Below are 12,212 nucleotides of genomic sequence, written 5' to 3'. Positions count from 1 at the left end.
TTTGCATTTGGCATTAACAAACATTGTTTTTAAGCCTGATTGCAGCGGTAAGCCCGTAACGCCTTAAGGACTGATAGCGAGCAGGGCTGCACCAAGCGAAACGCATATAACCGTTCATTTCAGAAAAACCTAAATTAATTAAACCAACGTTACGAAATTTAAGTGTTAAGCCAAGTTATTTATAAGAAACTACCCAACCACCCCGCCCTACGGGAAACCCTCCTTGGTAAGGTGGGGAGTAAACTGGTTCCTGAAATCCAGCAACCCGAAGCGGCACCGGCCTAAGTAATTAAACCCGATGGCAGCGGCAGTCCTGAAACGTGAGCACTACAGTGAGCAGGGCCACCAGCCGCCACCAGGAACTGGTCCCTCACTTTGAAATCAAAAACATCTGCTAAATTGGCCGGTCACCCTAAACCAGCGTACATTACAGATACTCATTTCCCGTTTAACACAAAACGTTCATTTTCTTAAAAAATCGGCAAATGCTATTGGTTTAAAGGCTGTGAAATTGTAGCTTTGGGCAAATTTTGTAGCAAATGAACCCGCTGCTGTTAAAATGATTATTTAATGGCAAAAGGCTTCATCTGACAGATAAAGACAAAAATATAAACAGATGAATATTCACGAATACCAGGGTAAACAAATATTAAAAAGTTTCGGTGTTAACGTTCAAGAAGGAATAGTTGCCGATACTCCTGAGCAAGCTGTTGAGGCCGCTAAGCAACTGAAAACCGATTATAACTCTGACTGGGTTGTAATTAAAGCGCAGATCCACGCTGGTGGTCGTGGTAAAGGTGGTGGTGTTAAATTGGCCAAAAACCTTGAAGAAGTTAAACAACGTGCTACCGATATCATCGGCATGCAACTGGTAACTCCTCAAACCGGGCCAGAAGGTAAAAAAGTGAATAAAGTTTTAGTCGCCCAGGATGTGTATTATCCAGGTGCTTCTGAAACCAAAGAATTTTACATCTCTGTATTGTTAGACCGTGCAAAAGGCCGTAACATCATCATGTACAGTACCGAAGGCGGTATGGATATTGAAGAAGTTGCGGAACATACGCCACACTTAATATTCAAAGAAGAAATCGACCCGAAGGTTGGTCTTCAAGGCTTCCAGGCACGTAAAATTGCTTTTAATTTAGGTGTTAGCGGTAACGCTTTCAAAGAAATGGTTAAGTTCGTTACCGCTTTGTACAAAGCTTACGAAGCAACCGATTCTTCCATGTTCGAAATTAACCCGGTATTAAAAACTTCTGATGATAAAGTAATTGCCGTAGATGCTAAAGTGAATCTGGATGAAAACGGTTTATTCCGTCATCCGGATTATGCAGCCATGCGCGATGAAACCGAAGAAGATCCAATGGAAGTTGAAGCGAGTGCAAGCAACCTGAACTTTGTTAACCTTGATGGTAACGTAGGTTGTATGGTTAACGGTGCAGGTTTGGCCATGGCGACCATGGATATCATCAAATTAGCCGGTGGTGAGCCTGCAAACTTCCTTGACGTAGGTGGAACTGCAAATGCACAAACCGTTAAAGCCGCTTTCAACATCATTTTGAAAGACCCTAATGTTAAAGCTATTTTAATCAACATTTTCGGTGGTATTGTTCGTTGCGACCGTGTTGCTCAGGGCGTTATCGATGCATATAAAGAAATCGGCAATATCCCTGTGCCAATCATCTGCCGTTTACAAGGTACAAATGCCGAAGAAGCTAAAAAATTAATCGATGAGTCTGGCTTACAGGTTTACTCGGCAATTGCCTTAAAAGAAGCCGCTGATCTGGTAACTAAAGTTTTGGCTGAAAAAGCATAAGCTGAAGCTAAAAGTAAAAAGACTAAAGCAAAAAGCCTATACTGAAGCCCTTTCAATTAAAATTGGAAGGGTTTTTTATTACCATCTTTTCCAAAACCATCGGAAAAATCGTCATCTCGACTGTAACGCAGCGGAATGGAGAGATCTATCTGGACAGTTTTTTTTTGAAAATTAAGGTTCTGTACATTTCGGATCCGAAAGCCCTGCTATCCCTCCAAGTCCTCACTCATGTTTCGTTCCGGGCTTTCCGTTCTATCACGTTTAATAAGAAAGGTTTGTGGTTCTTGGCCTGATCAAACCTCGCAGGTTTTTGAAAACTCCAAGGTTTATTCAGCGCGGAATTCAAGAATATCACCAGGCTGACAATCTAAAACTGCACAGATGCCTTCCAACGTCTCCAGACGGATGGCCTTTGCCTTGCCTGTTTTCAGAATAGATAAGTTAGACATCGTTATCCCCACCCGCTCGCTTAACTCGGTAAGCGACATTTTGCGTCGGGCCAGCATCACGTCTAAATTTATAATAATAGGCATTTAAGTAAATAGAATTAAAATGTTTTGATTACCCTAAATGGTTAAATCATTTTCCTGCTTAAGGCTTCTGGAATATGAAAGCAACTCGTAAATTATGCTAAATATGGCAATGAGCGAGATTACGCCCAAATTGATATTTTCAGCAATTATAGGCTGATATTTAAAGGCTTTACCTGTCAAATCCTCAACATACCCTTTCATTGCCCAAAAAGAAAGAAATTTTAAGCTAAAAAATAAAATAATACCTGCGCCTATCCACTGCCACAATCTAACCTCGGTTAAGTTCTCAAGCCATTCTGGCCGCTTGTAAGCGATAAAAAGTATTATACTTCCAAGGAGGAGATAAAAAGCAGCATGAGAACCAGGGACGTCAATCCCTTCACCCGATAAAATAATAGCCTGCTTTAACGTTGGTTTAAACGCGTATGAACCTATATGGCTATTGGTAAACCTGGCCTTCCCAATATTTTTTACTTCCTGCACTACGTTGTTTTCAACTAAATTAATCGAAAGCGTTCCTGCATTATAATGATCTATCGCCTCAATTAAATGATTGGCTACAGACATCAGCGCGATAAAAATCAAACAAAATCCGGCGTACTTAAAAATCTTGATCAGTTTATTCATAAAGTATGTAAATATGGTTTAATCGATTTCCTTAGCGGCTAATCGTTGATTTATTGGAATAATTATGTTGATTTTAATCAGCACATACAAATTTGTGTTTCTATGCGTAATGCCGAAGAAATCCAAAAATGTTATGTTTATTTTAATTATTTACTGTACAAGTATAAAATAAAAATTATTATTAATCAAAATATATTTATTGTTTTACAATAAATATTAATCGAAAAGCAGATATATGTACTTAAAATATATCTACTATGCCAAAAACTTTATTGGAATGATTTTTGTTATAAGTAAAAGTATAAAAAATAGGTGCAAACGGTAACATTTTCAGCATTTTATCCTTTCGGATTGTCGTACAATTTCGTAACTTTGCACACTTCAATAATTAAAGAGCACACAAAACGTATAAATGAGACAACTCAAGATAACGCAATCCATTACCAACCGTGAAAGTCAGTCGTTAGACAAATATCTGCACGAAATTGGTAAAGTAGATTTAATAACAGCAGAAGAGGAAGTAATTTTAGCAAGGAAGATTCGTGAGGGTGATCAGGCTGCATTAGAGCGGTTAACCAAAACCAACTTACGTTTCGTGGTTTCTGTTGCAAAACAGTACCAAAATCAAGGTTTAACTTTAGGCGACTTAATTAATGAGGGCAACTTAGGTTTAATTAAAGCTGCAAAACGCTTTGATGAGACTAAAGGTTTCAAATTTATTTCTTATGCGGTTTGGTGGATCCGTCAATCTATTTTGCAGGCTATTGCTGAGCAAAGCCGTATTGTGCGTTTGCCTTTAAACCAGGTGGGTTCGCTAAGTAAAATCAGCAAAGCTTTCTCTAAGTTAGAGCAGGAATATGAGCGTGAGCCTTCTCCGGAAGAATTGGCAGATATTTTAGAAACTACGGTTGATAAGATTTCAGATACATTAAGCAATTCAGGCCGCCACGTATCGATGGATGCTCCTTTTGTGCAAGGTGAAGAAAATACATTATTGGATGTATTGGAAAACCATGAGCCAAATACAGATAGTTCATTGATCAACGAATCGCTATCTGAAGAGATTAAACGTTCTTTATCTACTTTGACTGAAAGAGAGAGAGAAATTATCGTTTTATTCTTCGGCCTGGGTTCTAATCACCCACTTTCTTTAGAGGAAATTGGCGAGAAATTCAACTTAACACGTGAACGTGTTCGCCAGATCAAAGATAAGGCATTACAGCGCTTACGTCATACTTCCAGAAGCAAAATATTAAAATCTTATTTAGGATAGAAGTTTAGATCCAAACAGATATTAAAAGATCGGCAAATGCCGGTCTTTTTTTGTTTTAAGGACACCGCTTTCCCAGTTAAGAACCTTAAACAAATTCAGGGTAAAGATTAATTTACTCATACGTCATGCTGAATTTAGTTCAGCATCTATCATCTCTTAGTAAGCCCCTGAAACAAGTTCAGGGTGACGATCAATTTACTGGATAGGTCGTGCTCAATTTAGCTCAGCAACGTTCTCTTAATAAGACCCTGAAACGAGTTCAGGGTGACGAATTTTATAATATTAAAACAACAGGTGTTTAACCGTTAAGCCATTGTTGATTAATTGTTTTAAGGAATCGATACCAATACGTAGATGTGTTTCTACATACCTTTCGGTTACGGTACTATCGCTTTCAGCAGTTTTAACGCCTTCGGGAATCATCGGTTGATCAGAAACCAGAAGCAAAGCACCAGCAGGTATTTTGTTTGCAAATGCTGTGGTAAAAATTGTTGCCGTTTCCATATCTACCGCCATTGCACGTAAGGTTTTTAAGTACCTTTTAAATTCCTTGTCATGCTCCCAAACCCTGCGGTTGGTGGTGTAACAGGTCCCGGTCCAATAATCCCTGCCATGATCGCGGATGGTGGTCGAAATTGCCTTCTGCAGGGCGAAAGCTGGCAATGCAGGCACTTCTGCCGGAAGATAATCATTTGAGGTCCCTTCACCCCTAATGGCTGCGATAGGTAAAATTAAATCGCCTAATTGGTTTTTCTTTTTTAAGCCACCACATTTACCCAAAAACAAAACTGCTTTAGGCTTAATTGCCGTTAATAAATCCATCATGGTAGCTGCCAAAGGACTTCCCATCCCAAAGTTGATAATCGTAATACCGTTTGCGGTAACACTTTGCATCGGCTTATCTAAACCCATAATCGGAGCATGATCGTTCCACTCCGAAAACATGCTTACATATTTACTGAAATTCGTCAGCAGGATATAATCGCCGAATTGATCTAACGGTCTGCCAGTGTAACGTGGCAACCAGTTTTTAACAATTTCATCTTTTGACTTCAGACCTGATTTAACCGGACTTTCTACTTCTTTTACTTTTTTCGATTTCTCAACAATTTCCTCGTCTTTTTTTACGTCTTTTTCTTCGTTCATATTCCTTAGTTTTTGAGCATAGCGCATAGCGCTTAGCGTTAACATTATCCTCTTACAAAAAATCCCTCCCGAATTACGGGAAGGATTTGAGTTTTTTAAGCGGCCTGTAGTTTTTTAAAGTCGGCCTTTTCAAATTTCTCTATCGCGTAATCGAGATTGATGTGCAGCTCCTTCACGTCAGTCTGTGTCGGTGTATCAAACATCGCGTCCAACATAATCGCTTCGCAGATCGACCTTAAACCACGGGCACCCAATTTATATTCCATTGCTTTATCCACAATAAAATCTAAGACTTCATCATCAAAAACCAACTTCACATCTTCGTAAGCAAAAAGCTTTACATATTGTTTGATCAATGAGTTTTTAGGCGCTGTTAAAATATTCCTTAACGACGCTTTATCCAATGGATTTAGATGTGAAAGAACCGGTATACGACCAATTAATTCCGGAATTAACCCAAAAGATTTTAAATCCTGAGGGGTAATATACTTATAAAGATTCTTAAGATCTAAAACAACCTCATCTTTCTTTACTTTATAACCTACTGCCTGGGTACGTAAACGATTGGCGATTTTACGCTCAATACCATCAAATGCGCCACCACAGATAAATAAAATATTATTGGTGTTTACCGGAATCATTTTCTGATCGGGATGTTTACGTCCGCCCTGGGGTGGAACGTTTACTACCGTACCTTCTAAAATTTTAAGTAGAGCTTGCTGAACCCCTTCGCCTGATACATCGCGTGTAATGGAAGGATTATCACTTTTCCGTGCTACTTTATCTACCTCATCAATATAAACAATACCGCGTTCGGCAGCGGTTACATCATAATCAGCAGCCTGAAGTAAGCGGGTCAAAATACTTTCAACATCTTCTCCTACATAACCTGCTTCAGTTAAAACCGTAGCATCGCAGATACAGAACGGCACATGCAGAATTTTTGCAATGGTTTTAGCCAGTAAAGTTTTTCCGGTCCCTGTTTCGCCCACCAACATGATATTCGATTTCTCAATCTCAATCTCGTCCTTATCAACCTTTTGGTTTAAACGTTTATAGTGGTTATAAACCGCAACGGAAAGTACCTTTTTGGCATCATCCTGACCAATGACATACTGATCGAGATGTTGTTTAATTTCAAGAGGCTTTAATAAGTTAATGGCCTCCTGAATATTTTTTGTGCCTTTAGTGCCTAATTCCTGTGCAAGCAACTGATTGGCCTGGGTAACACATTTATCGCAGATAAATGCATCCATGCCTTCAATCAACATTAACGTTTCATGCTTGCCAGAATGGCAGAATGAGCAACGGGATTCTTTATTTTGTTTCGCCATCTTTTTTTGCGTTTCTCGATAATACTTCATCAACCATACCAAATCCTTTAGCCTCGTCAGCTGTCATCCAGTAATCGCGGTCTGAAGCTTTCTCAACCCAGTCATAAGTCTGGCCAGAGTGCTCTGAAATAATATCGTACAATTCCTTTTTCAGTTTCAACATCTCTCTTAAGTTGATCTCCATATCAGATGCCACACCCTGTGCACCGCCTGATGGCTGGTGAATCATTACTCTCGAGTGAGGTAACGCAGCACGTTTACCTTTAGCACCTGCCACCAATAAAACAGCACCCATTGATGCCGCCATACCTGTACAGATGGTAGCTACATCTGGCTGTATGTACTGCATAGTGTCGTAAATACCTAAACCAGCATACACCGAGCCACCTGGAGAGTTAATGTAAATCTGAATGTCTCTATCGGCATCTGTTGACTGTAAAAATAATAACTGTGCCTGAATGATATTTGCATTCTGATCGTAAATCGCATCACCTAAAAAGATGATACGGTCCATCATTAACCTTGAAAAAACATCCATCTGAGCCACATTCAACTGACGCTCTTCAATAATATATGGCGTCATGTTCTGAGGGTTCAGATTAGCCTGTGCAATAAATTTATCTACGTGTAAGCCGCCAATTCCCTGATGTTTAACGGCGAATTTTCTGAATTCTTGTGAGTCTATGTTCATGATTATAGTGTTTGGCGTTTTGCGGTGAGCGTTAAGCCCGCCTAAAACGCTAGTTACTTTAATAAATATTTTCTGAAGTTGGTTAATTTCCGTGCCAATTTATCTAATTCTTCAAGATAATCATTCAACTCTATGTCAGAAATATATTTTCTCCGTTCTAAAACTACTAAAATATTTGCATTCTCAAATGTAGAACGATGTGCAATATTCAGATAATGAGCAAATTCCTTATTTGAAACTGATCCAGACCCTTCCGCGATATTATTAGATATGCTAAGAGCAGCCCCATTGAGCTGCTCTGCAAATCTATCCTTTTTATCAACTGCCAATCGGTCAGCAATATCCAATAGTTTATCGGTCAATACAATTGATAACTGCCAAATTTCGAGCGATTGAAATTTAAATTGTGCCATAATTAAATATAGCAATAGCACAACAATTTACAAAACGCCTCAGGCATTATAATAACGCTTGGCGCTACTCGCCAACCGCTTTTATTTTTTCTCTACCAACTCCACAAACTTATCGTAATCAATATCTTTTTGTTCTAAAGTAACAACAGATTTGATTTGTTCGAAAGTTTTTAATGCTTTTACCTCTTCGAAAACACGGTTTGCATTTTCTTTTTCCTGTAAAAATTGAACAGCATATTGTGCCAATTGATCTTCAGGAAGCGGGCTTGGGCTATACATTCTGAATTGTGCATCCAATTTAGCTTTAGCCGCCTGAACTACATCTTCATATTTGATTTCAATGCTGTTATCTTTGATAATCTTGTTTTCGATCAAAGTCCATTTCAGGTTTTTAGCGAAATCATCATAACCTTCAGCCAATTCTTCGTCGGTTAATTTTTCGTTTGTAGCTTTTAACCAACGGCGTAAGAATTCATCCGGCAATTCGAAATTGTGTTTGCTTAACAATGCCTCATAAATATCATTAGATAATTTACGTTCAGCATCCTGTTTGAACATGCTTTCTACTTCTTCAGTAATTTTTGCCCTGAAACCGGCTTCGTCAGTTACCGTGCCTTCACCAAACAATTTATCAAAAAATTCCTGGTTTAAATCTGATTCTTCCAAACGGTTAACATTTTTAACATGAAGTTTAAAGCTTCCTTGTAAAGCTCCAGCCTCGCCTTCAGCAATATTTAAAACTTTTGCAATTACCGAAGCGTCTTCGAATGCTTTCTGGACATCAATGGTTACCTCATCGTCTTTCTTTAAACCAATTAAAGATTTAAGGATTTTTTTATCTTTAATTTGATCTAAACGAACACTTCCTGTACTGGTAATGCCACCTTCAACAGCGGTACCATCTTCAGCTACCTGGGTTAATTCGGCGTATAGTACGTCACCATCAGCAGAAACTTCAGGATTGGTCATTTTACCGTAACTACGACGGATATTTTTGATACGGCTTTCCAGAGTTTCCTGATCAGCTTTAATTACGTATTCCGTAAATTTGTCTTTAGATGAAAGGTTTACATCAAAGGCAGGTGCTAAACCCAACTCATAATCAAACTCGAAATCATCAGTATTATCCCATTTAAATTCGCGGTTATCGTCCATTTTAGGAAGTGGTTGACCTAAAATCTCTAATTTTTGCTCAGCGATATAGTTAGATAAAGTATCGTTCAACAAGTTGTTAACCTCTTCTACCAGGATACTTTTGCCGTACATTTTTTTAATGTGGGCAGCAGGAACCATTCCTTTACGGAAACCAGGTAATTGTGCTTTTTTAGCTTGATCTTTAATAGCCTTATCTACTTTTCCAGTGTAATCAGCAGGTGCGATCTTGATTTTTACAACAGCATTTAAGTTGCCGGTTTTTTCCTGTGTAATATTCATTTTTTCTGAGATATATTAAGATGTGATTTAGATCGGAGAATGAAAATATGAGAAAACCACATATCGAAAACCGAAACAGCACATCAATTTTTATTAATCCATGTTTTTAAAAACAAAACCGTTCCGATGTAAACATCGGAACGGCCTTTATCTTGTTGTGCGGAAGAAGGGACTCGAACCCCCACGCCGTGAAGCGCCAGATCCTAAGTCTGGTGCGGCTACCAATTACGCCACTTCCGCAGTTAGGATGTTATAAGGACTGCAAAGATAGAAACAAGATTGAATAATCAAAAGGCATCGCTCATATTTTAGTGATTATTCGTTAAATTAAATGCTAACTCATTAATTTCTAAGGAGAAAATTTTATAAACAAAAGCGTTCTCAACAGATCTGTATCCTCGTCAAACAGCTTTTCCCCTATTTCAACAGCTGTTTAGACAGGTAAGAGATACTAGCAGATAGGAAAATAGCACGTTAATGTTTCAACACTAAACGTTCCTACGGAACGAAACGCCAATTACCAATTGGCTACCCGGGAGTCGTCCCGCAGGGACGGCCTGTTAAACTTTCAATTTAAAAGTTGGTATCTCGCCGGCCTACTTTAAATGCTTAATCTAGAAGTTGGGGGGACACCAACCTCTATTTAATGTTTGTTTACCCCCTAAAAATGCATGATCATTGTTTCTGAAGATGCTTTCGGCAGATGGGGACAAGCAGATTAGGATAAGTGATCAGGTTTGGAAACTGAATCATATCATTAATCCGTAACCTCATAAAAAAACCGTCCTGTGCTATCAGAACGGTTTTTTATATCGTGCGGAAGAAGGGACTCGAACCCCCACGCCGTGAAGCGCCAGATCCTAAGTCTGGTGCGGCTACCAATTACGCCACTTCCGCAGATAGGATGTTTTAAGGACTGCAAAGATAGAAACTAAATTGAATAATCAAATTTTTATCACTCATAAAAATTATTCACAATGTTTGCGGGACACTGACCTGATACGGCAAAAACACAACTCGTAAGCACGTCATATTTTCCAGTGATCTATAATTTCACAAAAGTTACATCAACCAGTTCCGGGCCACCGTCGACAGGATAACCCTCCACTTTTTTTCCTTTAATCGTAACCTTTTTATCTAAATAGGCATCAAGATTAACGGTCTCACTTTTTAAAGCATAAGTTTTATTATCGGCTTTTAACAAATGTGTACCATATTGAAAGGTACTCATTCCGAGTTTTTGAATGGTTCCGCTCGCAGTAACGGAGGCGTTATCGTTTGTACCTTTTATGGAACTGCAACCAGCAATTACCGCAATAAAAAGGGCTAATACCAATATTTTCTTCATGATGACTTAAACGGGAAAATTTAATTTTATGCTACAATTTAGAAAATTAAAACGCTATGCTTAATCAAGTTGTTTTTGGAATTCGAAAAAATACTGAACAGCTTTCACCAGCCTGCTACCATACCAACTGAACATTTCTCCATCAACCAGCATAATTTTAGCATTGGGAATGGACGATTGAATCTCTTCAATGTGTTTTTGGCTAAAAGGATAAGGCTCAGACGAAAGCAGAATCAGTTCACATTTTGAAGTTTTTAGCTCCTCGAGTGTTACTTCCGGGTAGCGTTCCTGACCGATGATGTTTTCCATGCCATTGGTTATCAAAACATCATTAATAAATGTATTTTTTCCAGCGGCCATATAAGGTTTCCGCCAGATGAGATAGGCTACCTTCTTATCAATTTTATTTTGAAGCGCAAGTGTTTTCAGGTCATTAAATCCAGCTGATATTAAATGATTCAGGTAACTGGCTTCTGGCTGTCGGTTTACCAGCTCTCCTATCTGCTCTATGGTCTTCATGGCATCATCTAAAGTAAAGATATCACTCATCCATACCGGAAAATATCCGGCCAGTTCTTCTATATCACCCTGTGTATTTTCCTCCTTATTGCCGATAATGAGATCAGGATTTAAATCTTTAATTAAGTCGATGTTTAATTTTTTGGTACCTCCTACCTTCGTCCGTTCCGCAAACTTCTCTATCGGATGAATGCAAAACCTGGTTAATCCGATAATTTCCGTGTCGAGGCCGAGATCAAATAACAACTCGGTTTGAGAAGGCACCAAAGAAACAATCCGTTTGGGTGGAAAATTGATGGCAACCTCCCGCCCCATCTGATCGGTAAACGTTTTTTGCATAGCGCAAAGGTAATTAACCACAATTAAAAAGGATTGCTACAGATGAAAAGAAGTTAAGCTTTAACAGCCACATCCTCTTTTACCACGCCATCGGCAATATGTAATATCCGGTTTCCATACTGCGCGTTCTTTTCTGAATGGGTAACCTGAATAATGGTAATTCCTTCCTCTTCATTCAGCTTTTTGAACAGCGTCATGATTTCTTCTGCCTGCGCCGATTGCAGATTGCCTGTTGGCTCATCAGCCAGAATAATAGAAGGTTGTGCAGCCAAGGCCCTGGCAATGCCCACTAACTGTTGCTGGCCGCCCGATAACTGATTGGGAAATAGATCCTTTTTAGCCACGATATTAAACCGGTCGAGCAGATCGGCGATCCTGCTGGCTCGCTCGGCGCTACCCACCTTTTTATATAAAAGCGGTGCTTCAATGTTTTCGTAAACGGTCATTTCATCAATTAAATGATAAGCCTGAAACACAAAACCGATGTGGTTGCGGTACAGCTCAATTCGTTTACGCTCATTCAAACTGGTTACATCTCCGCCCATAAAATAATAATTACCATATGTGGGTTCTTCCAACATGCCAATAATGTTAAGCAAGGTAGATTTTCCGGCACCGGACGGCCCCATGATGGAAACAAATTCGCCCTGATTAATAGTTGTAGTTACCAGGCGTAACACATAATTTTTAACACCCTTGTTGGCGTAATACTTTTCGATATTGCTAAGTTGTATCATAT

General features: G+C 39.0%; 12 protein-coding genes and 2 tRNA genes. 2 read left to right on the top strand and 12 right to left on the bottom strand.

The features are described from left to right. Positions 1 to 616: 616 nt before the first annotated feature. The gene (gene sucC, locus ACK1I8_RS03790; protein WP_412468013.1) at positions 617 to 1,816 is read left to right on the top strand and encodes an ADP-forming succinate--CoA ligase subunit beta; all 1,200 of its coding nucleotides are present in this window, start codon (positions 617 to 619) and stop codon (positions 1,814 to 1,816) included. 326 nt (positions 1,817 to 2,142) lie between these two features. Here sucC and ACK1I8_RS03785 read toward each other — a convergent pair whose 3' ends face one another. Both ACK1I8_RS03785 and ACK1I8_RS03780 read right to left on the bottom strand, forming a co-directional pair. Beyond that, entirely contained in the window at positions 2,143 to 2,349 is a 207-nt protein-coding gene (locus ACK1I8_RS03785) for a helix-turn-helix domain-containing protein (protein WP_412468012.1), read from the bottom strand. Between the two features lie 33 nt (positions 2,350 to 2,382). After that, positions 2,383 to 2,976, bottom strand: coding sequence for a hypothetical protein (locus ACK1I8_RS03780; RefSeq protein WP_412468011.1), 594 nt, complete (start codon positions 2,974 to 2,976; stop codon positions 2,383 to 2,385). 412 nt (positions 2,977 to 3,388) lie between these two features. On the opposite strand from ACK1I8_RS03780, the gene ACK1I8_RS03775 reads away from it, so the two are divergent. Next, a complete protein-coding gene (locus ACK1I8_RS03775; protein ID WP_010601359.1) occupies positions 3,389 to 4,249 on the top strand; it encodes an RNA polymerase sigma factor RpoD/SigA in 861 nt (286 codons plus the stop codon). A 282-nt stretch (positions 4,250 to 4,531) separates the two neighbouring features. Here the strand turns inward: ACK1I8_RS03775 and ACK1I8_RS03770 are convergent, their stop codons facing one another. The 10 genes from ACK1I8_RS03770 to ACK1I8_RS03725 form a co-directional block, all read right to left on the bottom strand. Further along, positions 4,532 to 5,395, bottom strand: coding sequence for an AMP nucleosidase (locus ACK1I8_RS03770; protein WP_412468010.1), 864 nt, complete (start codon positions 5,393 to 5,395; stop codon positions 4,532 to 4,534). Positions 5,396 to 5,490: 95 nt separating this feature from the next. After that, positions 5,491 to 6,759 carry an ATP-dependent Clp protease ATP-binding subunit ClpX gene (gene clpX, locus ACK1I8_RS03765; RefSeq protein ID WP_412468009.1) on the bottom strand — a complete coding sequence of 423 codons (1,269 nt, stop codon included), beginning with the start codon at positions 6,757 to 6,759 and terminating at the stop codon, positions 5,491 to 5,493. Continuing rightward, positions 6,713 to 7,420: an ATP-dependent Clp endopeptidase proteolytic subunit ClpP gene (clpP, locus tag ACK1I8_RS03760; RefSeq protein WP_090982152.1), complete on the bottom strand. Its 708-nt coding sequence runs from the start codon at positions 7,418 to 7,420 to the stop codon at positions 6,713 to 6,715. The genes clpX and clpP overlap by 47 nt, the downstream gene beginning before the upstream one ends. A gap of 53 nt (positions 7,421 to 7,473) precedes the next feature. After that, positions 7,474 to 7,833 (bottom strand): four helix bundle protein, encoded by a 360-nt coding sequence (locus ACK1I8_RS03755; RefSeq protein WP_412468008.1) that lies wholly within the window; start codon positions 7,831 to 7,833, stop codon positions 7,474 to 7,476. Between the two features lie 81 nt (positions 7,834 to 7,914). After that, positions 7,915 to 9,267, bottom strand: coding sequence for a trigger factor (gene tig, locus ACK1I8_RS03750; protein WP_412468007.1), 1,353 nt, complete (start codon positions 9,265 to 9,267; stop codon positions 7,915 to 7,917). A gap of 158 nt (positions 9,268 to 9,425) precedes the next feature. Beyond that, positions 9,426 to 9,507, bottom strand: a tRNA-Leu gene (locus tag ACK1I8_RS03745). Between the two features lie 575 nt (positions 9,508 to 10,082). Continuing rightward, a tRNA-Leu gene (locus ACK1I8_RS03740) sits at positions 10,083 to 10,164 on the bottom strand. A gap of 148 nt (positions 10,165 to 10,312) precedes the next feature. Next, positions 10,313 to 10,615: a lipoprotein gene (locus ACK1I8_RS03735; protein ID WP_412468006.1), complete on the bottom strand. Its 303-nt coding sequence runs from the start codon at positions 10,613 to 10,615 to the stop codon at positions 10,313 to 10,315. A gap of 60 nt (positions 10,616 to 10,675) precedes the next feature. Beyond that, a complete protein-coding gene (locus ACK1I8_RS03730; protein WP_412468005.1) occupies positions 10,676 to 11,473 on the bottom strand; it encodes a helical backbone metal receptor in 798 nt (265 codons plus the stop codon). 53 nt (positions 11,474 to 11,526) lie between these two features. Further along, a complete protein-coding gene (locus ACK1I8_RS03725) occupies positions 11,527 to 12,210 on the bottom strand; it encodes an ABC transporter ATP-binding protein (RefSeq protein ID WP_412468004.1) in 684 nt (227 codons plus the stop codon). Positions 12,211 to 12,212 lie beyond the last annotated feature (2 nt).

The organism is Pedobacter sp. KLB.chiD (assembly GCF_047040275.1).
In the GTDB taxonomy this organism is placed as follows: domain Bacteria; phylum Bacteroidota; class Bacteroidia; order Sphingobacteriales; family Sphingobacteriaceae; genus Pedobacter.
This window is presented reverse-complemented; position numbering and strand designations above follow the sequence as displayed.

What these genes read in the sequence shown, in the direction of transcription:
- sucC (WP_412468013.1), top strand. Translation starts at nt 617, where the DNA reads ATGAATATTCACGAATACCAGGGTAAACAAATATTAAAAAGTTTCGGT.
- ACK1I8_RS03785 (WP_412468012.1), bottom strand. Translation starts at nt 2,349, where the DNA reads ATGCCTATTATTATAAATTTAGACGTGATGCTGGCCCGACGCAAAATG.
- ACK1I8_RS03780 (WP_412468011.1), bottom strand. Translation starts at nt 2,976, where the DNA reads ATGAATAAACTGATCAAGATTTTTAAGTACGCCGGATTTTGTTTGATT.
- ACK1I8_RS03775 (WP_010601359.1), top strand. Translation starts at nt 3,389, where the DNA reads ATGAGACAACTCAAGATAACGCAATCCATTACCAACCGTGAAAGTCAG.
- ACK1I8_RS03770 (WP_412468010.1), bottom strand. Translation starts at nt 5,395, where the DNA reads ATGAACGAAGAAAAAGACGTAAAAAAAGACGAGGAAATTGTTGAGAAA.
- clpX (WP_412468009.1), bottom strand. Translation starts at nt 6,759, where the DNA reads ATGAAGTATTATCGAGAAACGCAAAAAAAGATGGCGAAACAAAATAAA.
- clpP (WP_090982152.1), bottom strand. Translation starts at nt 7,420, where the DNA reads ATGAACATAGACTCACAAGAATTCAGAAAATTCGCCGTTAAACATCAG.
- ACK1I8_RS03755 (WP_412468008.1), bottom strand. Translation starts at nt 7,833, where the DNA reads ATGGCACAATTTAAATTTCAATCGCTCGAAATTTGGCAGTTATCAATT.
- tig (WP_412468007.1), bottom strand. Translation starts at nt 9,267, where the DNA reads ATGAATATTACACAGGAAAAAACCGGCAACTTAAATGCTGTTGTAAAA.
- ACK1I8_RS03735 (WP_412468006.1), bottom strand. Translation starts at nt 10,615, where the DNA reads ATGAAGAAAATATTGGTATTAGCCCTTTTTATTGCGGTAATTGCTGGT.
- ACK1I8_RS03730 (WP_412468005.1), bottom strand. Translation starts at nt 11,473, where the DNA reads ATGCAAAAAACGTTTACCGATCAGATGGGGCGGGAGGTTGCCATCAAT.
- ACK1I8_RS03725 (WP_412468004.1), bottom strand. Translation starts at nt 12,210, where the DNA reads ATGATACAACTTAGCAATATCGAAAAGTATTACGCCAACAAGGGTGTT.